This window comes from Micromonospora sp. NPDC004336 (assembly GCF_053602615.1).
The window spans coordinates 1-17,740 of the sequence record NZ_JBSGDY010000138.1 but is presented as its reverse complement, the minus strand read 5'-3'; the positions used below and the strand labels follow the sequence as shown (position 1 = coordinate 17,740).

Below are 17,740 nucleotides of genomic sequence, written 5' to 3'. Positions count from 1 at the left end.
CGTGCTGGGCTGTGGTCTGGCGGCCCTGGCTGGCCGTCGACGCGGTCGCCCGGTCGCTGGCCGACCTGCCCGCCATGCCGGTCGGGCTCGACGGGGAACGGGTCATGGAGACCGTACGGACCCACCCGGGCGCGCAGTACGTGGTGACGTCAGGCGAAGATGTCGTCGGCATCCTGCACATCGCGGATCTGGCTCAGCTCCTCGAACCTCAACGGAAGATGAACACGTGACCGCAACTCCCCCCGCCGCCCCGGCCGAACCGGGCGCCCCGGCGCCCGCCCACACCCCGGCGCTGCCCCCCGTGCACCGCGGCCCGTTCCGGCCCGGTGACCGGGTGCAGCTGACCGACCCCAAGGGGCGGATGCACACGGTCACCCTGGAGCCCGGCAAGGCGTTCCACACCCACCGCGGCATCCTGGAGCACGACGCGCTGATCGGCCTGCCCGACGGCAGCGTGGTCACCACCAGCGGCGGCGGCACCGCGTTCCTGGCCCTGCGCCCGCTGCTGTCGGACTACGTGCTCTCCATGCCGCGCGGCGCCCAGGTGATCTACCCGAAGGACTCGGCCCAGATCGTCGCCATGGGCGACATCTTCCCCGGCGCCAAGGTCCTGGAGGCCGGCGCCGGCTCCGGGGCGCTGTCCTGCTCGCTGCTGCGCGCCGTCGGCACCGAGGGCGAGCTGCACTCGTTCGAGGTGCGCGACGACTTCGCCCAGATCGCCAGGCGCAACGTCGAGGCGTTCTTCAACGGACCGCACCCGGCGTGGCGCCTGCACGTCGGCGACGTCGCCGACTGCGCCGAGACCGGCTTCGACCGGATCATCCTCGACATGCTCACCCCGTGGGAGACCCTCGACATGGTCGAGCGGGCCCTGGTGCCCGGCGGCGTGTTCATCGGCTACGTCGCCACCACCCCCCAGCTGTCCGAGCTGGTCGAGGCGCTGCGCGAGCGCGGCGGCTGGACCGAGCCGCGCGCCTGGGAGTCGCTGGTGCGCGACTGGCACGCCGAGGGCCTGGCGGTGCGCCCGGACCACCGCATGATCGCGCACACCGCGTTCCTGGTCTCCGCGCGTAAGCTCGCTCCCGGCGTGACGGCGCCGCCGCGTCGCCGCAAGCCCAGCAAGGGCGCCGAGGCGTACGCCGAGCGCCGTCAGGCGCTGCGCGAGGCGGAGGCGGCCCGACAGGCCGCCGCCGCCCGGGCCGCCGCGGTCTCCCCGGCCGAGGCCGCGGACACGACGCAGCCGTGACCCCGGCAGGGGGCGGCGGGGAGTGAACGGACGGAAGCCGTCGGCCGGTGCGGGTCGGCGGCACGGGTGCGGGGAGGTGGCATGAACCGGCCGGGCTTCGGCGGTGACCTGCCGGCGGTGTTTCCCGACTGGTCGCCCTACCAGGATCTCGAATCGGCGGCCCGGGCCTACCTGCGCGATCCCGACGTCGCGCTGGAGGCGCTGGGCGGGGTGCTGCGCGGGGCGTCGGTGCTCGGCTTCACCCTGGAACGCTTCGTCAACGAGGTCAACGGGGTGTGGCAGGAGGTCGTGGTCTGCGACGGCAGCCGGCTCGTCCTCTGGCACGGCGAGGACGTGCCGCCGGGGGAGGGGCCGCCCGGGTCGATGACCTCGTCGCTGCGGGTGGTGCCGGTCTCCACCGTCACCGAGGTGGGCTGCCGGCGCCGGCTCACCCGCGACGACAGCGGCGGCATCCGCGTCGACAGCATCGACGTCTATCTGCTGCTGACGTCGCTGGACGAGGCGCCGCCCAGCGACGAGGCGGTGGGCGCGCCCCGGCACGACGCGCTGCGCTTCGGCAAGACCCTCGACGACGGGGGCGCGGGGCAGATCGCCCGGCTGGAGGAGTTCGCCCGCCTCGTCGCCTCGGTGGTCGGCCGCCCGATGCTCTGAGGCGTACGCCCCCGGCCGGTCGCGATCGGCCGGGGCGCGCGGTCCGGTCGTCCTCCCGCGCCGTCGGGCGCGGGAGGACGGGCCGTCAGTCCTCCTCGGCCTCGGGGCCGGCGACCTCGACGCCGTCGCTGCCGCGCACGACGTGGATGCACTCGCCCGGGCACTCCCTGGCCGAGTCGATCACCTCGAGGCGCAGGTGCTCGGGCACGTCGACCCGGCTGCCCGGCGCCGTCAGCAGCTCACCGTCGGGGCCCTTGACGTAGGCGAGCCCGTCGACGTCGAACTCGAAGACCTCCGGCGCGTACTGCACGCAGAGCCCGTCGCCCGTGCAGAGGTCCTGGTCCACCCAGACCTGAAGCTGGTCGGTCATGACCTCCGCCACGACGCACCCCCCATGTTCTCCCGTCCCACGCTCCGACGGTACCCGAACGCCCGGACCGGCCCTCGGGGCCACCCTTGGCGATCAAGGTTCGGTGACGAGCGCGTTGCGTGGGACCGAATCGGCCTCATAGCGGCTAGTGTTAGGGCAGAACGTTCAAGCCCCCCGGGGAGGTGGGACGTGGCACGCAGCGACGACGCGGACTCGCGCGCCGCACGGTGGGAGAAGGAGGCCCACGATCTCTCCACGCAGGTCGCGTTCCTTCAAGAGGAACTCGCTCTGGTGCGGCGCAAGTTGACCGAAAGCCCCCGACACGTCCGGCAGCTCGAAGAGCGGCTGGCGGCCACCCAGGCACAGTTGGCGCGGCTGACCGAGAACAACGACCGGCTCGTGAGCACCCTCAAGGAGGCTCGCGCGCAGATCGTGACGCTCAAGGAGGAGATCGACCGCCTCGCACAGCCGCCGAGTGGCTACGGCGTCTTCCTCGCGCGGCACGACGACGGCACGGTGGACGTGTTCACCGGCGGGCGCAAGCTCAGGGTCGCCGTCTCGCCCTCGCTGGACGTCGCCGAGCTGCGGCGCGGCCAGGAGGTCCTGCTCAACGACGCGCTCAACATCGTCGACGCGTTCGGCTACGAGCGGGTCGGCGAGGTGGTCATGCTCAAGGAGATCCTGGCGGGTCCCGAGGGCAGCCCGGGCGACCGGGCCCTGGTGGTCTCGCACTCCGACGAGGAGCGCATCGTGCACCTCGCCGAGACCCTGATCGGCTCGCCGATCCGGGCCGGCGACTCGCTCATGATCGAGCCCCGCTCGGCCTACGCCTACGAGCGGATCCCGAAGAGCGAGGTCGAGGAGCTGGTCCTCGAGGAGGTGCCGGACGTCGACTACACCGACATCGGCGGCCTCCACGCCCAGATCGAGCAGATCCGCGACGCGGTGGAGCTGCCCTTCCTGCACGCCGACCTGTTCCGCGAGCACCAGCTCCGGCCGCCGAAGGGCATCCTGCTCTACGGTCCACCCGGCTGCGGCAAGACGCTGATCGCCAAGGCCGTGGCCAACTCGCTGGCGAAGAAGATCGCCGAGCGGGAGGGCAAGGAGAGGCACACCAGCTTCTTCCTCAACATCAAGGGCCCGGAGCTGCTCAACAAGTACGTCGGCGAGACCGAGCGGCACATCCGGCTGATCTTCCAGCGGGCCCGCGAGAAGGCCGGCGAGGGCACCCCGGTCATCGTGTTCTTCGACGAGATGGACTCGGTGTTCCGGACCCGGGGCTCCGGTGTCTCCTCCGACGTGGAGAACACGATCGTCCCCCAGCTGCTCAGCGAGATCGACGGCGTGGAGGGCCTGGAGAACGTCATCGTCATCGGCGCCTCCAACCGGGAAGACATGATCGACCCGGCGATCCTGCGTCCCGGCCGGCTCGACGTGAAGATCAAGATCGAGCGGCCGGACGCCGAGGCGGCCAAGGACATCTTCTCCAAGTACATCCTCCCCGGGCTGCCCCTGCACCCGGACGACCTGGCCGAGCACGGCGGCGACCCCCAGGCCACCGTCGCGGCGATGATCGACGCGGTCGTCCTGCGAATGTACTCGGAGACCGAGGAGAACCGCTTCCTCGAGGTCACCTACGCCAACGGCGACAAGGAAGTCCTCTACTTCAAGGACTTCAACTCCGGCGCGATGATCCAGAACATCGTCGACCGGGGCAAGAAGATGGCCATCAAGGAGTTCCTCACCTCCGGCCGCAAGGGCCTGCGCCTGCAGCACCTCCTCGACGCGTGCGTCGACGAGTTCCGGGAGAACGAGGACCTGCCCAACACCACCAACCCCGACGACTGGGCCCGCATCTCCGGCAAGAAGGGCGAACGGATCGTCTACATCCGCACGCTCGTCTCCGGCGGCAAGGGCGCGGAGGCCGGCCGGTCGATCGAGACCGCCAGCAACACCGGTCAGTACCTCTGACCCACACCCGCACGGGGCCCGCGACGCGACGCGTCGCGGGCCCCGTTCCGTCCGCCCCCGACCCGTCCCGCGCCGAACGCCCCGGTCCGGCGCGCCCCCATCCGCCGTACGGCCGACTACGCTCGACGTGACGGGGGACCGGTCGGGCGAGCGAAGCAGGTAGGTCGATGAGCGTTAGACGGATCATGGGCACCGAGGTCGAGTACGGCATCTCCGTGCCCGGCCAGGCCGGGGCCAACCCCATGGTCACCTCCTCGCAGGTGGTCAACGCCTACGGGGCGCGCCCGGAACTCAACCGGGGCGGCCGCGCCCGCTGGGACTACGAGGAGGAGTCCCCGCTGCGGGACGCCCGCGGCTTCACCTACTCCGGGGCCGCGTACGACCCGGCCGAGGCCCTCGCCGACGAGGACCTCGGGCTGGCCAACGTGATACTCACCAACGGCGCGCGGCTCTACGTCGACCACGCCCACCCGGAATACTCCACCCCCGAGGTGACCAACCCGCGGGACCTGGTGCGCTGGGACAAGGCGGGGGAGCGGGTGATGGCCGAGGCGGCCCGCCGCGCCGCCACCATCCCCGGCACCCAGCCCATCCACCTCTACAAGAACAACACCGACAACAAGGGCGCCAGCTACGGCTCCCACGAGAACTACCTGATGCGCCGCCAGACGGCCTTCGCCGACATCGTGGCGTACCTGACGCCGTTCTTCGTGACCCGGCAGATCGTCTGCGGCGCCGGCCGCGTCGGCATCGGCCAGGACGGCGGGCAGAGCGGCTTCCAGATCTCCCAGCGCGCCGACTTCTTCGAGGTCGAGGTCGGCCTGGAGACCACCCTCAAGCGGCCGATCATCAACACCCGCGACGAGCCGCACGCCGACGCCGACAAGTACCGCCGGCTGCACGTCATCATCGGCGACGCCAACCTGTCGGAGATCTCCACGTACCTCAAGGTCGGCACCACCGCCCTGATCCTCACGATGATCGAGGAGAAGGCGCTCGGCGCCGACCTGGGCATCGCCGACCCGGTCAGCGAGCTGCGCGCGGTCAGCCACGACCCCTCCCTGACGCACCGCATGCGGCTGCGCGACGGGCGGCGGCTCACCGCGTTGGACGTCCAGTGGGCCTACTACGAGCGGGTGCGGTCCTTCGTGGACGACCGCTACGGCGCCGACGCCGACGAGCAGACCCTGGACGTGCTCGCCCGCTGGGAGAGCGTGCTGGACCGACTGGGCCGCGACGTCATGCTCTGCGCCGACGAGCTGGACTGGGTGGCCAAGCTGCGGCTGCTGGAGGGCTACCGGGAGCGCGAGAAGCTCGGCTGGGGCTCGCACAAGCTCCAGCTCGTCGACCTGCAGTATTCGGACGTCCGCCCGGAGAAGGGCCTCTACCACCGGCTGGTCTCCCGGGGAGCGATGAAGACCCTGCTCGACGACGAGGAGACCCGCACGGCGATGACCGAGCCGCCGGAGGACACCCGCGCCTACTTCCGCGGCCGGTGCCTGGCCCAGTACGCCTCCGAGGTGGTCGCCGCCAGCTGGGACTCGGTCATCTTCGACGTGGGCCGGGAGTCGCTGGTGCGGGTGCCGATGATGGAGCCCGAGCGCGGCACCCGCAAGCACGTGGGCGCGCTCTTCGACCGCTGCCCCAGCGCCAAGGATCTGCTGGAGACCCTCACCGGCGGCTGACCGCGGTGGACGGATGCCCGCCCTGTGCCGAAGCCGGCGCGCGGCGGGCTTTTCGTCGCCTCCGCGAGGTAAGTTGATCGCAGGGCGATCGTGGAGGAGGCAGCAATGGCCACTCGTGACAGCGGCGGGCAGTCGCAGTCGGGCAAGTCGCGTCAGGGCGAGGAGATCGAGGACGTCACCACGGAGGCGAATCCGGAGGTCGCCGAGCGGCACGCCGAGATCACCGAGGACGTCGACGACCTGCTCGACGAGATCGACTCCGTCCTGGAGGAGAACGCCGAGGAGTTCGTGCGCGGGTATGTACAGAAAGGGGGGGAGTGATACCATATGTCCGATTCGGCGGGATCGTCGGACAAGGTATGCCCCCAATGTGACCGGTTGCTGCCCGCCGCCGAGTTCCACCGCAACCGGCGACGGGCGGACGGGCTCGCCTACTACTGCAAGTCATGTGCGGCGGCTCGCTCGGCGGCGAGCCGCCGCAGGCGTGGCATCGGGCCGCAGAAGCGGTCGGCCACCCCGGTTGGCGAAGGGCTCAAGTGGTGCCCGGACTGCGAGCAGATCAAGCCCCTCGACGAGTTTCCGCGCACCACCAGGAGCAGCGGCCGGCACAGCTACTGCAAGCCCTGCCACAACGCCCGGGGAAGAGAGACCGCTCAGCGGCTCTACGGCGGCACGCGCGAGTACCACCTGCGGCGGCGCTACGGCATCGGGGAGCGGGAGTTCCAGGAGCTCCTGGCCGAGCAGGGCGGCGTCTGCGCGATCTGTGGCACACCGGACCCCCAACATCTGGACCACGATCATCGCACCGGGTGGGTGCGCGGGATATTGTGCTTCAACTGCAACGGTGGTCTCGGTCAGTTCCGTGACGATCAGTCGCGGCTGGCGGAGGCGATCACATATCTGAGAGGAACCACGTGGCAGCGGGTTTTGATCCATCCGGGCGTCTACCAGATGTGTTCACCAACGCGGGGACGTCCTCCTTCACCTCGTTCCTGAGCAAGGTGGCCCCCGAGATGCTGCCCGGCCGACGGCCGCTGCCGCCGGGCATGGCCGCCGACATGGCGCCGCACGCGACGACGATCGTGGCCATCTCGGCCGCCGGCGGCGTCGTGATGGCCGGCGACCGGCGGGCCACCATGGGCAACCTGATCGCCCAGCGCGACATCGAGAAGGTGCACCCGGCCGACGCGTACTCCCTGGTGGGCATCGCGGGCACGGCGGGCATCGGCATCGAGCTGATGCGACTGTTTCAGGTGGAGCTGGAGCACTACGAGAAGATCGAGGGCGCGATGCTCTCGCTCGACGGCAAGGCCAACCGGCTCGCCTCGATGATCCGGGGCAACCTGGGCGCCGCGATGCAGGGCCTCGCGGTGATCCCGCTCTTCGCCGGTTTCGACCTGGCCGCGAAGGACCCGGCGCGGGCCGGCCGGATCTTCAGCTTCGACGTCACCGGCGGTCCCTACGAGGAGACCGGCTACGACGCGATCGGCTCGGGCTCGCTCTTCGCCAAGTCCGCGCTGAAGAAGCGCTTCCAGCCGGGTCTCCCGGTCGACGAGGCGGTCCGGCTCGCGGTAGAGGCGCTCTACGACGCGGCCGACGACGACACCGCGACCGGCGGTCCGGACCTGATCCGCCGGATCTACCCGGTGGTGATGACGGCGACGGCGGAGGGCACCCGCCGGCTCACCGACGAGGAGATGTCGGCGATCGCCGAGAGCGTGGTCTCGGCCCGGATGGAGAACCCGGGCGGTTGATCCGCCCCCGCCCCGCACCAGCAGCAGCCGTCAGCACAGCGCCCTAAGGAGAACCGCCGCCGTGGCCATGCAGTTCTACGCCTCGCCCGAGCAGATCATGCGCGACCGCTCCGAGCTGGCCCGCAAGGGCATCGCCCGGGGCCGCAGCGCGGTGGTCCTGAGCTATTCCGGCGGGGTGCTCTTCGTCGCCGAGAACCTCTCCAGCGCCCTGCACAAGGTCAGTGAGATCTACGACCGGATCGGCTTCGCCGCGGTCGGCCGCTACAACGAGTTCGAGAACCTGCGCCGCGCCGGCGTGCGGATGGCGGACCTGAACGGCCTGAGCTACGACCGGCGCGACGTCACCGGCCGGGCCCTGGCGAACGCGTTCGCGCAGACCCTGGGCGCCATCTTCACCGAGCAGTCGAAGCCGTTCGAGGTGGAGATCTGCGTGGCCGAGGTCGGCGCGACCGCCGAGGACGACGAGCTCTACCGGCTCACCTACGACGGCTCGGTCAACGACGAGCCGGGCCGGATGGCGATGGGCGGGCAGGCCGAGGCGATCACCGGGGTGCTGAAGTCCCACCACCGTCCGGACATGTCGCTGGGCGAGGCGGTCAAGGTCGCCGTGCAGGCGCTGAGCAGCGTCGGGGGAGAGGGCGGCGCCGCCCGGACCATCGCCGCCAACCAGCTGGAGGTCGCGGTCCTGGACCGGCGCCGGGTGGGGCGGACGTTCCGCCGCGTCACCGGGGCCGCCCTGACCGCGCTGCTCGACGGCGACAAGGCGGCGGAGCCGGAGGTGTCGGCGCGCCCGGAGACCCCGACCGCGCCGACCGAGGAGGCGAAGAAGCCCACCACGTCGGCCGGCTCGGCCGACCTGGAGGGCCAGCAGACCGAAAGCCCCGAGGCGTAGCGGAGCCCGACGGAGGGCGGGCGTCCGGGTCGTGGCCCGGGCGCCCGCCCTCTTCGGTACGCGTCGCCGCCGGCCCGCCCGCCGTCGCCGACGTTCGTCCACCCGCCGCGGCGGCGTCCACTCGCACCGGTCGGCGTGCCCGCGTGGCCGGGGTGCGTACGCGCGGGCGGGCACCCCGGCGGGAGACGCCGCGTCGAGCGCTGCCATCTGGGGCCTCGGGCGGCTAGTGTCTCACCATGGAGCGGCGAATCTTCGGCCTCGAGACCGAGTACGGCGTCACCTGCACCTACCGCGGGCAGCGGCGGCTGTCCCCCGACGAGGTCGCCCGATACCTCTTCCGCCGGGTGGTGTCGTGGGGCCGGTCGAGCAACGTGTTCCTGCGCAACGGCGCCCGGCTCTACCTCGACGTCGGTTCGCACCCGGAGTACGCCACCCCGGAGTGCGACTCGGTGGTCGACCTGGTCGCGCACGACCGGGCCGGCGAGCGGATCCTAGAGGGGCTGCTCGTCGACGCGGAGAAGCGGCTGCACGACGAGGGCATCGCCGGCGAGATCTACCTGTTCAAGAACAACACCGACTCGGCCGGCAACTCGTACGGCTGTCACGAGAACTACCTGGTCTCCCGGCACGGCGAGTTCGGCCGGCTGGCCGACGTGCTGATCCCGTTCCTGGTGACGCGGCAGTTGATCTGCGGCGCGGGCAAGGTGTTGCAGACCCCGCGCGGGGCGGTCTACTGCCTGTCGCAGCGGGCGGAGCACATCTGGGAGGGCGTCTCCTCGGCGACGACCCGGAGCCGGCCGATCATCAACACCCGCGACGAGCCGCACGCCGACGCCGAGCGCTACCGCCGGCTGCACGTCATCGTCGGCGACTCCAACATGAACGAGGTCACCACGCTGCTGAAGGTCGGCACCGCCGACATCGTGCTGCGGATGATCGAGGCCGGGGTGGTGATGCGTGACCTGACGCTGGAGAACCCGATCCGGGCGATCCGCGAGGTGTCGCACGACATCACCGGGCGGCGCAAGGTGCGGCTGGCCTCCGGCAAGGAGGTCAGCGCGCTGGAGATCCAGCAGGAATACCTGGCGAAGGCGACGGAGTTCGTGGAGCGGCGCGGCGGCGACCAGACCGCGAAGCGGGTGGTCGAGCTGTGGGGCCGGGTGCTGCGCGCGGTGGAGACGGGCGACCTGGAGCCGGTGGCCCGGGAGATCGACTGGGTGACCAAGCTGCGGCTGATCGAGCGCTACCAGCGCAAGCACGACCTGCCGCTGTCGCATCCGCGGGTGGCGCAGATGGATCTGGCCTACCACGACCTGCGGCGGGGCCGGGGCCTCTACGGGCTGCTGGAGCGGCGCGGCGAGGTGGACCGGGTGGCGACCGACCCGGAGATCTTCGAGGCCAAGGAGACGCCGCCGCAGACGACCCGGGCGCGGCTGCGCGGGGAGTTCATCCGGCACGCCCAGGAGAAGCGGCGCGACTTCACCGTCGACTGGGTGCACCTGAAGCTCAACGACCAGGCGCAGCGCACCGTGCTGTGCAAGGACCCGTTCCGGGCGTACGACGAGCGGGTGGAGCGGCTGATCGCCAGCATGTGACGGCGCGGCCCGGCCCGGCGCGGTGGCGACCGCCTGCCGGGCCGGGCGGCCCGGTAGGCTGACCGCGCCATGACGACTTCCGAACCGCCCGAGAGCGGCCGCCAGCGGCAGAACTGGGTCGAGCGCCGCCGCGAGAAGATCCGCGAGGAGATCGCGCGTAACCGGCGCGGCGAATACACGGTGCCGACGTGGGTGCTGGCGCTCGCGCTGGTGCTCATGGTGGGCGCCTGGCTCGCTCTGATCTTCTTGGCCTGATCCGGCGGGCGACACCGCAGCCTGGGAGTGGTGGCGGCCCTCGCGGGGCTGGGAGCATCGTGCCGTCCGGCGTTGCCGGTCTGCGGACCGGGCACGCCCCGCCGTGCGGCAGGGATGGTGACGTCATCGCACACATCGACCTCGGTATCGACGAGCGGGCGCATCCGGGCATCCGGGGCCCGATGCGGTTCCGTCCGGAGACGGCCAAGCCACTCAACGCGTTGGCGGAGGCGCTCCTGCGTGCCCCGCACCCGACGCTGACGCCGGGCGAGCGGGAGCTGATCGCGGCGTACGTGTCGGGGCTCAACGAGTGCCGGTTCTGCTGCGCGACGCACGCGGCGTTCGCGGCGGCGCAGCTTCCCTCCGGCATGCCGTTGGTCGACCGGGTGCTCCGCGACCCGGTGGACGCGGAGGTCGACGAGAAGCTGCGGGCGTTGCTGCGGATCGCGGAGGCCGTGCGGCGCAGCGGCCGGGACGTGACCGCGGAGCTGGTGGCGGCGGCGCGGGAGGCCGGCGCGACGGACCTGGAGATCCACGACACGGTCCTGATCGCGGCGGCGTTCTGCATGTACAACCGCTACGTGGACGGGCTGGGCACCCTGGTCCCGGACGACCCGGCGGTCTACGAGAAGGCCGCGGAGCGCATCGTACGGCACGGGTACGTGGAGAGCTGACCGCCCGCCACCGGCGCGCTGAGCCTCGCCGTCCTGCTCGGCTTCGGCGGCCCGCCCGGTTCAGGTGAGCAGGCGGGCGGCGTGCCGGCCGGCCGCGGCGGCGGCCAGGAAGTAGGCGTGGTCGGCGTCGAGGCCCCGGCCCATCGTCGACAGCGGCACCGGCGTCGCCCGCAGCGCGGCGTCGAGCCCGTCGGTGGGCACCCGGACGAGGGTGTGCCGGGCCGCGAGGGAGGCCAGCGCGGCGTCCACCTCGCGGGCCAGCGCCGGGTCCAGCCCGTCGGGCACCACCAGCTCGGCGGGGGCCAGCGCCACCCGGCCGTACGCGGTCAGGCTGTGGTGCGAGACGCCCCGGTGCCGGGGCCGGGGGTCGGCGTCGGAGAGGCGCAGCGACCCGACGGGGCGCCCGCCCAGCGTGGCGACGGCGTTGACGGCCTCGCCGACGGCCACCCCGGAGAAGCCCCACCGGGTGCCGGTGCCCAGGTTGCCGGGCCCCTGGGCGACGATCGCCACGTCGGCGCGGAGCACGTGCCGGGCGGCCAGCAGGCCGCTGTGCACGGTGCTCGCCTCCAGGTCGCCGCCGAAGGCCTGGCCGACGCTGACGGTGCCGACGAGGTGGTCGCGCAGGCCGGCGAGGGTGCGGGAGAACCAGGCGGGCAGCGCGCCGCCGTCGGTCAGCACGTACGCGACCCGGGCGTCGGGGGCGTCGGCGTGGACGCCGGCCAGGATCGCCGGCAGCGCGGAGTGCAGGTCGGCGGTGACGACCGGCAGGCCCGCCAGGTCGTCGGCGGCGGCCAGCACCTCGCGGTGCGGGGACGCCTCCTCGTCGACGCCGAGCAGGATCGGCTGCAGCGGGGTGTAGCGGGCCTTGACGAGGTGGCCGGCGTCGCGGCTGTCGAGGGCCTGCGGCGGGTCCGGCGGGAGCCGGTCGGGCAGCGCCACGACCAGGGCGTACCCGCCGGTGCCGAGGCCCATCAGGAGCGCGCCGGCGTTGAGCAGCACCCGGTCGCCGGGCTCGGGACGGCCGACCAGTGCGGGGTAGGCCAGGGCGCGGACGGTGGCGCCGTCGGGCAGTTCGACGTCGAGTTCCACCGCCCCGGTCCACTGCCGTCGCAGCGTCGTCACCGTTCCCGACCGCCATCGCACCATGCCCGGCACGCTAGCGTCGCGGCCCCGGCCGGCCGCGCCCGGGGCGGGTCCGCCCCACGTCGGCCACCGTCGCGAGCGAGGGGTGGAGTGCTCCGGCGCTGGTCACGGCGTCGGGCGGCAGGGCCGGTGGGTCAGTCGGGGCGGTCGCCGGGGTTCCGGGCAGGCAGGGTCGGTGGGTCAGTCGGGGCGGTCGTCGGGGTCCCGGGGGACGTCGGGCGGGGAGCGGGTCGGGTCGAGGAAGACGTACCGGATCTGGGAGTACCGGGCGGTGAGGCGGCGCTCGGCCTCGTCGGCGGCGGCCTCGATGGTCGCGCCGCTCGCCTCGTCGTCGAAGTCGACCTTGGCGGCGACCAGGACGTCGGCCGGGCCGAGCTGCATGGTCAGCAGCGTGTCGATGCGGCGCACGGCGGGCAGCCCGGCCAGGTCGTCGGCGATCTCGCGGCGCAGCCGCTCCGGCACGGCCCGGCCGACCAGCAGGGAGATGTTGTTGCGGGCCAGCACGGTGGCCACCACGAGCAGCAGCAGGCCGATCAGGACGGAGGCGACGCCGTCCCACAGTTCGTCGCCGGTGAGCTGGGACAGGGCCACCCCGGCGGCGGCCAGCACCAGCCCGACCAGGGCGGCGCTGTCCTCGAGGAACACGGCCTTGACGGTGGTGTCGGACGTCATCCGCAGGAAGCGTCGGGGCGTGGTGTGCCAGTGCCGCGACTCGGCGCGGATCTGCCGCGCGGCGCGGGCCAGCGAGACCGACTCGATGGCGAACGACACGGCCAGCACCACGTACGAGACGAGGTAGTCGCCGCTGTGCTCGTGCACGAGGATGGTGGTGACGCCGTGGGTGATCGCGAATCCGGCGCCGGCGACGAAGGTGAAGACGGCCGCCAGGAACGCCCAGACGTAGCTCTCCTTGCCGTACCCGAACGGGTGGCGGACGTCGGCCGGCCGCGCGCCCCGGCGCAGCGCGAGGTAGAGCAGCACCTCGGTGGTGGTGTCGGCGACGGAGTGGACGGCCTCGGAGAGCATCGCGGCGGATCCGGAGATCAGCCCCGCGACCAGCTTGGCGGCGGCGATGGCGAGGTTGGCGGCGCCGGCGACGACGACCGTGCCGACGCTCTCGGCCTTCACGTCCGGCTGCGCCACGAGGTCACTGTATGGCCGTCGCCGGCCCCGCGCGGGCGAGGCGGCGCGACGCGGCGCACGTCGTGCCCGCGTGGGTGCACGTGCCCGACGGGCGGGCTGCTAGCGTCTACCGCGTGTCGCGGACCCGCACCGAACGCCTGGTCAACCTGGTGATCTGCCTGCTGTCCACGCGACGGTTCCTGACCGCCGCGCAGATCGCCGCGACCGTTCCCGGTTACGAGCACGATCCGGAGGACGCGCGCGACCACGAGGCGTTCCAGCGCAAGTTCGAGCGGGACAAGGCCGAGCTGCGCGAGCTGGGCGTGCCGCTGGAGACCGGGACGGCGAGCGTCTTCGACGCGGAGCCCGGCTACCGGATCGCCCACCGCGAGTACGCGCTGCCCGACATCCCCCTGGAGCCGGACGAGGCCGCCGCGGTGGGCATCGCCGCCCGGCTGTGGCAGCACGCCGGCCTGGCCGCCGCCGCCTCGTCCGGCCTGGCCAAGCTGCGCGCCGCCGGCGTCGACGTGGACCCGCAGGCCACGCTGGGCCTGGAGCCGATGGTCACGGTGGATCCGGCGTTCGCGCCGCTCACGGCCGCCGCCCGCGACCGGCGCGAGGTCGTCTTCGACTACCGGGTGCCCGACCGCGACGAGCCCAACCGCCGCCGGTTGCAGCCGTGGGGCGTGGTCTGCTGGCGGGGCCGGTGGTACGTGGTGGGTCACGACCTCGACCGGGCGGCGACCCGCTGCTTCCGGCTGTCCCGCGTCGTCGGGGCGGTCCGGGTGACCGGCGCGCCCGGCGGCTACGAGCCGCCGGCCGGGGTAGACCTGATCAGCCACGTGGCCCGCTGGTCGGGTCCGGTGGAGCGCACCGGCCGGGCCACCGTGCTGGCCGCCCCGGGCCGCGCCGCCGGGCTGCGCCGCTGGGCGGTCGGAGTCACCGCCGGGCCCGACGGCGACCGGCTCGTGCTGCCGTACGCGGACGCGGACGTCCTCGCCGGCCAGCTCGTCGGCTACGGTCCGGACGTGCGGGTGCTCGACCCGCCCGAGGTGCGGGAGGCGGTCATCCAGCGGCTCAAGGAGATCGCGGTCCGGCACGACGACCTGGCGGTCGCCGGGGGTGCCCGGTGACGCGGCCGGCCGCCCGGGGCGGCTCCCGCGCGTCGGCCGACCGGCTGGCCCGGCTGCTGAACCTGGTGCCCTACCTGCTGGCCCGGCCCGGCATCGAGATCGCCGAGGCCGCCGGTGACCTGGGCGTCACCGAGCGGCAGCTGCGCGAGGACCTGGAGCTGCTGTGGGTCTGCGGGCTGCCCGGCTACGGCCCGGGTGACCTGATCGACATGGCCTTCGACGGCGACCGGGTCACGATCACCTACGACGCGGGCATCGACCGACCGCTGCGGCTCACCCCGGACGAGGCCCTGGCGCTGGTGGTGGCGCTGCGGATGCTCGCCGAGACGCCCGGGGTGGCCAACCGGGAGGCGGTCGAGCGCGCCCTCGCCAAGATCGAGAGCGCGGCCGGCGACCTGGTGGCCGCGCCCGTCGAGGTCCGGCTGCCCGCCGACACGCGCCGGGTGCAGGAGCTGCGGGCCGCCGTCGAGAGCGGCCGGGCCCTGCGCATCACCTACTACACAGCGGCGCGGGACGAGACCACCGACCGCGTCGTCGACCCGCTGCGGATGCTGATGGTGGGCGGCCGGTCGTACGTGGAGGCGTGGTGCCGCCGGGCGGAGGCGGTGCGGCTGTTCCGGGCCGACCGCATCGACGCGGTCACCGAGCTGGACGAGCGGGCCGTCGTGCCGCCGCAGGCGCGCCCGCACGACCTCACCGAGGGCGTGTTCCGGCCCTCGCCGGACCTGCCGCTGATCACGCTGCGGGTCGGCCGCGGCGAGCGGTGGATCACCGAGTACTACCCGTGCGAGCGGGTCGAGGCCGGCGCGGGCGACCAGTGGTTGGTCTCGCTGCGGGTCACCGACCTGGGCTGGGCCCGCCGGTTCGTGCTGGGGCTGGGCCCGGACGTGACCGTGGTCGCCCCCGCGGAGCTGGCCGAGCAGGTGCGCGCGGCGGCGGTCGCCGCCCTCGACGCGTACGCGACCCCGGCGCCGGCCGCGCCCCGACGCCCGGCGGACACGCCGTCGCCGGCGCCGTCGGCCGACCCGGCGGTGCCGGCCGGCACACAGTAGGCTGGCCGCCGTGGTGAAGTGGATCGTGCTCGCGGTGGTGCTGTTCGCGCTCGTCGTGTTCGCCCTGGCCGTCCGGCCGGTGCTGGCGCGGCTGCCCCGGCTGCGTCGCGCGGCGGTCGCCCTGCAACGCCGGGCGACCGAGGCGGAGGCGCTGCGGGACAGCGCGGAGGCGCTCCAGGAGCGGGCCGAGGTGCTCCAGCGGCAGCTCGACACCACCCACCGGCGGCTTGAGTTGATCAAGGCCAAGCGCGGCGGCTGATCGCTCGGTGTCGCGTCGCTGCGCGATCCGCCCCGGTTCCGCTCACCAGCGATCCGTCGGTTGATGTTGACGGGACGTCCCGCGTTGGTCGAGACTTCACCGGCCGGGGGCCAACCAGCGTCACCCGGTGGGTGGCAGCGGCCGTCGACGCACGTACGATGGGCTTCGGTACACCCCTCACGACGACACAGAGCGACTGGAGCTTCCCATGGGTGCCCTCAAGCCGTGGCACATCGCCGTACTCGTGGTCGTGCTGATCCTGCTCTTCGGCGCGAAGCGGCTCCCCGACGCGGCCCGTTCGTTGGGCCGTTCGCTGCGGATCATCAAGGCCGAGACCAAGAGCCTGCACGACGACGACCGCGACCTCGCCGAGAAGGCCGACGCGCAGGCCGGCCACCAGCCGCTCCCGCCGCAGACCGTCCAGGGGCAGCCGTACATGCCGCCGCCGGCCGGGCAGCAGCCGCACGCCGCGCCCCAGCAGCAGCCGTACGCGCCTCCGGTCAACGACCCGGTGCAACGCGTCCGCGACAACTGACCGAAGGGCCCCGAGACCCGTGGCCTTCTCCCTGAAGAAGCGCGGTCCGAGCAGCTTCGAGCGGGCCGCCGACGGCTCGATGACGCTGATCGAGCACATCCGCGAGCTGCGCAACCGGCTGTTCAAGGCGTCGGTGGCGATCCTGGTCGGCTTCGGCTTCGGCGTCTGGCTCGCCGGGCCGGTGCTCAACGTGCTGAAGCGGCCATACTGCGACCTGCCGCAGGCGCGGACGACCAACGGCGCCTGCGACTTCGTCCAGCTCGGCCCGGCCGACCTGTTCCTGCTCAACCTGAAGATCGCGCTCTGGGTCGGGCTGATCATCGCCGCGCCGGTCTGGCTCTACCAGCTCTGGGCGTTCATCGCGCCCGGCCTGCACCGGCACGAGCGGCGCTACGCGTACGTCTTCACCGCTCTGGCGGCGCCGCTGTTCGCCGCCGGCGCGGTGCTGGCGTACTTCGTGACCGCGAAGGGTCTGGAGTTCCTGCTGGACATCTCCGGCAGCGACATCAACACGACCCTGGACATCACCCGTTACGTCTCGTTCGTCACCAACCTGATCCTGCTGTTCGGGGTGGCGTTCGAGTTCCCGCTGCTGGTGTTGATGCTCAACTTCGTCGGCATCGCCAGCGCGAAGCGGCTGCTGGGCTGGTGGCGGATCGCGGTGTTCGTGTTCTTCGCGTTCGCAGCGGTGGTCACGCCGACCCCCGACCCGTTCGGGATGACCGCGCTGGCGATCTGTCTCTGCGCGCTCTACTTCGCGGCGGTCGGTGTGGCGTTCCTCAACGACAGGCGCAAGGGCCGGGGCAAGGAGATCTACGCCGGCATCGACGACGACGAGGTGTCGCCGCTGGAGTTCGAGCCGGAGCCGGTCGAGGCCGGGCAGCGGGTCGACGCCAGCTCGCCGGTGGCGGCCCCGGAGCCGGTCGCCGCGCCGGCGCCGATCGACCGCCGCTACGACGACATGACCTGACGGCACCAGGCACGGACGAGAAAGCCCCCGGCGACCCCGGGGGCTTTCTCGTCCCTGCCCGTGTCGGGGGAGCAGGGCCGCGGGCGTGGTCGCCCGTGCCCGTGTCGGGGGTGCAGGCGGCCGGCGTGGTCGACGGCCCGGACGCCGCCCACGCCGGAGGCCGCCGGCGGGTCGCTTCGTAGCGCACGGCGCGGCGGCCGTCAGCGATCCAGTCGGCAATCCGTCATCACGCATCCACGAGCTGCGATCGGGTAATCAGATCTTTACGATGTGTCGACGGTCCAGACGAGGAAGGGTCGTTACCCCGTGCGTCGCCCGACGTTCCGCCCCGCATCCGTCGCCGCGCCGGAGGCCGCCGCCACCCCGCGGCCGCGTGGCGTGCCCGTCGGCCGGCTGATCGCCCTGACGGGAGCCGCCGTGGCGGCAGGCTTCC

At 72.9% G+C, this 17,740-nt stretch carries 19 protein-coding genes and 1 pseudogene; 17 read left to right on the top strand and 3 right to left on the bottom strand.

The features are described from left to right. The 3 genes and pseudogenes from ACWENR_RS23510 to ACWENR_RS23500 form a co-directional block, all read left to right on the top strand. A pseudogene (locus ACWENR_RS23510) lies at positions 1-230 on the top strand (peptidase M50); the annotation flags it as partial. Next, the gene (locus tag ACWENR_RS23505) at positions 227-1,246 is read left to right on the top strand and encodes a tRNA (adenine-N1)-methyltransferase (protein WP_452279129.1); all 1,020 of its coding nucleotides are present in this window, start codon (positions 227-229) and stop codon (positions 1,244-1,246) included. The pseudogene ACWENR_RS23510 and the gene ACWENR_RS23505, both read left to right, overlap by 4 nt. 81 nt (positions 1,247-1,327) lie before the next feature. Beyond that, positions 1,328-1,897, top strand: a complete 570-nt coding sequence (locus ACWENR_RS23500; RefSeq protein WP_452279128.1) for a hypothetical protein — start codon at positions 1,328-1,330, stop codon at positions 1,895-1,897. Positions 1,898-1,982: 85 nt separating this feature from the next. On the opposite strand, the gene ACWENR_RS23495 is transcribed toward ACWENR_RS23500, so the two are convergent. Continuing rightward, on the bottom strand, positions 1,983-2,279 hold the full coding sequence (locus ACWENR_RS23495; protein WP_452279127.1) for a ferredoxin: 297 nt from the start codon (positions 2,277-2,279) through the stop codon (positions 1,983-1,985). A gap of 177 nt (positions 2,280-2,456) precedes the next feature. Here ACWENR_RS23495 and arc point away from each other — a divergent pair, with 177 nt between their 5' ends. The 9 genes from arc to ACWENR_RS23450 all read left to right on the top strand — a co-directional run bounded on the left by arc (position 2,457) and on the right by ACWENR_RS23450 (position 11,093). Further along, positions 2,457-4,238: a proteasome ATPase gene (arc, locus tag ACWENR_RS23490; RefSeq protein WP_091106686.1), complete on the top strand. Its 1,782-nt coding sequence runs from the start codon at positions 2,457-2,459 to the stop codon at positions 4,236-4,238. A gap of 167 nt (positions 4,239-4,405) precedes the next feature. Further along, positions 4,406-5,923, top strand: coding sequence for a depupylase/deamidase Dop (gene dop, locus ACWENR_RS23485; protein ID WP_452279126.1), 1,518 nt, complete (start codon positions 4,406-4,408; stop codon positions 5,921-5,923). Between the two features lie 105 nt (positions 5,924-6,028). Then, a complete protein-coding gene (locus ACWENR_RS23480; protein ID WP_088993750.1) occupies positions 6,029-6,244 on the top strand; it encodes a ubiquitin-like protein Pup in 216 nt (71 codons plus the stop codon). A gap of 57 nt (positions 6,245-6,301) precedes the next feature. Further along, positions 6,302-6,919: an endonuclease domain-containing protein gene (locus ACWENR_RS23475; RefSeq protein WP_452279125.1), complete on the top strand. Its 618-nt coding sequence runs from the start codon at positions 6,302-6,304 to the stop codon at positions 6,917-6,919. Then, positions 6,838-7,677: a proteasome subunit beta gene (gene prcB / locus ACWENR_RS23470; protein ID WP_452279124.1), complete on the top strand. Its 840-nt coding sequence runs from the start codon at positions 6,838-6,840 to the stop codon at positions 7,675-7,677. The genes ACWENR_RS23475 and prcB overlap by 82 nt, the downstream gene beginning before the upstream one ends. Before the next feature lie 61 nt (positions 7,678-7,738). Then, positions 7,739-8,569: a proteasome subunit alpha gene (gene prcA / locus ACWENR_RS23465; RefSeq protein ID WP_452279123.1), complete on the top strand. Its 831-nt coding sequence runs from the start codon at positions 7,739-7,741 to the stop codon at positions 8,567-8,569. 236 nt (positions 8,570-8,805) lie between these two features. Then, positions 8,806-10,164, top strand: coding sequence for a Pup--protein ligase (gene pafA / locus ACWENR_RS23460; protein WP_088993761.1), 1,359 nt, complete (start codon positions 8,806-8,808; stop codon positions 10,162-10,164). Between the two features lie 69 nt (positions 10,165-10,233). Further along, positions 10,234-10,419: a hypothetical protein gene (locus ACWENR_RS23455; RefSeq protein WP_452279122.1), complete on the top strand. Its 186-nt coding sequence runs from the start codon at positions 10,234-10,236 to the stop codon at positions 10,417-10,419. A gap of 125 nt (positions 10,420-10,544) precedes the next feature. Then, a complete protein-coding gene (locus ACWENR_RS23450; RefSeq protein WP_452279130.1) occupies positions 10,545-11,093 on the top strand; it encodes a carboxymuconolactone decarboxylase family protein in 549 nt (182 codons plus the stop codon). 60 nt (positions 11,094-11,153) lie between these two features. Here ACWENR_RS23450 and ACWENR_RS23445 read toward each other — a convergent pair whose 3' ends face one another. Together ACWENR_RS23445 and ACWENR_RS23440 are read right to left on the bottom strand one after the other, a co-directional pair. Then, positions 11,154-12,239 (bottom strand): DUF3866 family protein, encoded by a 1,086-nt coding sequence (locus ACWENR_RS23445; protein ID WP_452279121.1) that lies wholly within the window; start codon positions 12,237-12,239, stop codon positions 11,154-11,156. A gap of 177 nt (positions 12,240-12,416) precedes the next feature. Next, positions 12,417-13,379, bottom strand: coding sequence for a cation diffusion facilitator family transporter (locus tag ACWENR_RS23440; protein WP_452279120.1), 963 nt, complete (start codon positions 13,377-13,379; stop codon positions 12,417-12,419). A gap of 113 nt (positions 13,380-13,492) precedes the next feature. Here ACWENR_RS23440 and ACWENR_RS23435 point away from each other — a divergent pair, with 113 nt between their 5' ends. The 5 genes from ACWENR_RS23435 to tatC all read left to right on the top strand — a co-directional run bounded on the left by ACWENR_RS23435 (position 13,493) and on the right by tatC (position 17,307). Beyond that, a complete protein-coding gene (locus tag ACWENR_RS23435; RefSeq protein WP_452279119.1) occupies positions 13,493-14,491 on the top strand; it encodes a helix-turn-helix transcriptional regulator in 999 nt (332 codons plus the stop codon). After that, a complete protein-coding gene (locus tag ACWENR_RS23430; protein WP_452279118.1) occupies positions 14,488-15,543 on the top strand; it encodes a helix-turn-helix transcriptional regulator in 1,056 nt (351 codons plus the stop codon). The genes ACWENR_RS23435 and ACWENR_RS23430 overlap by 4 nt, the downstream gene beginning before the upstream one ends. Positions 15,544-15,553: 10 nt before the next feature. Continuing rightward, a complete protein-coding gene (locus ACWENR_RS23425; protein ID WP_452279117.1) occupies positions 15,554-15,802 on the top strand; it encodes a DUF5320 domain-containing protein in 249 nt (82 codons plus the stop codon). 208 nt (positions 15,803-16,010) lie between these two features. Then, entirely contained in the window at positions 16,011-16,337 is a 327-nt protein-coding gene (tatA, locus tag ACWENR_RS23420) for a Sec-independent protein translocase subunit TatA (RefSeq protein WP_452279116.1), read from the top strand. 19 nt (positions 16,338-16,356) lie between these two features. Continuing rightward, positions 16,357-17,307, top strand: a complete 951-nt coding sequence (gene tatC, locus ACWENR_RS23415) for a twin-arginine translocase subunit TatC (RefSeq protein ID WP_452279115.1) — start codon at positions 16,357-16,359, stop codon at positions 17,305-17,307. Positions 17,308-17,740 lie beyond the last annotated feature (433 nt).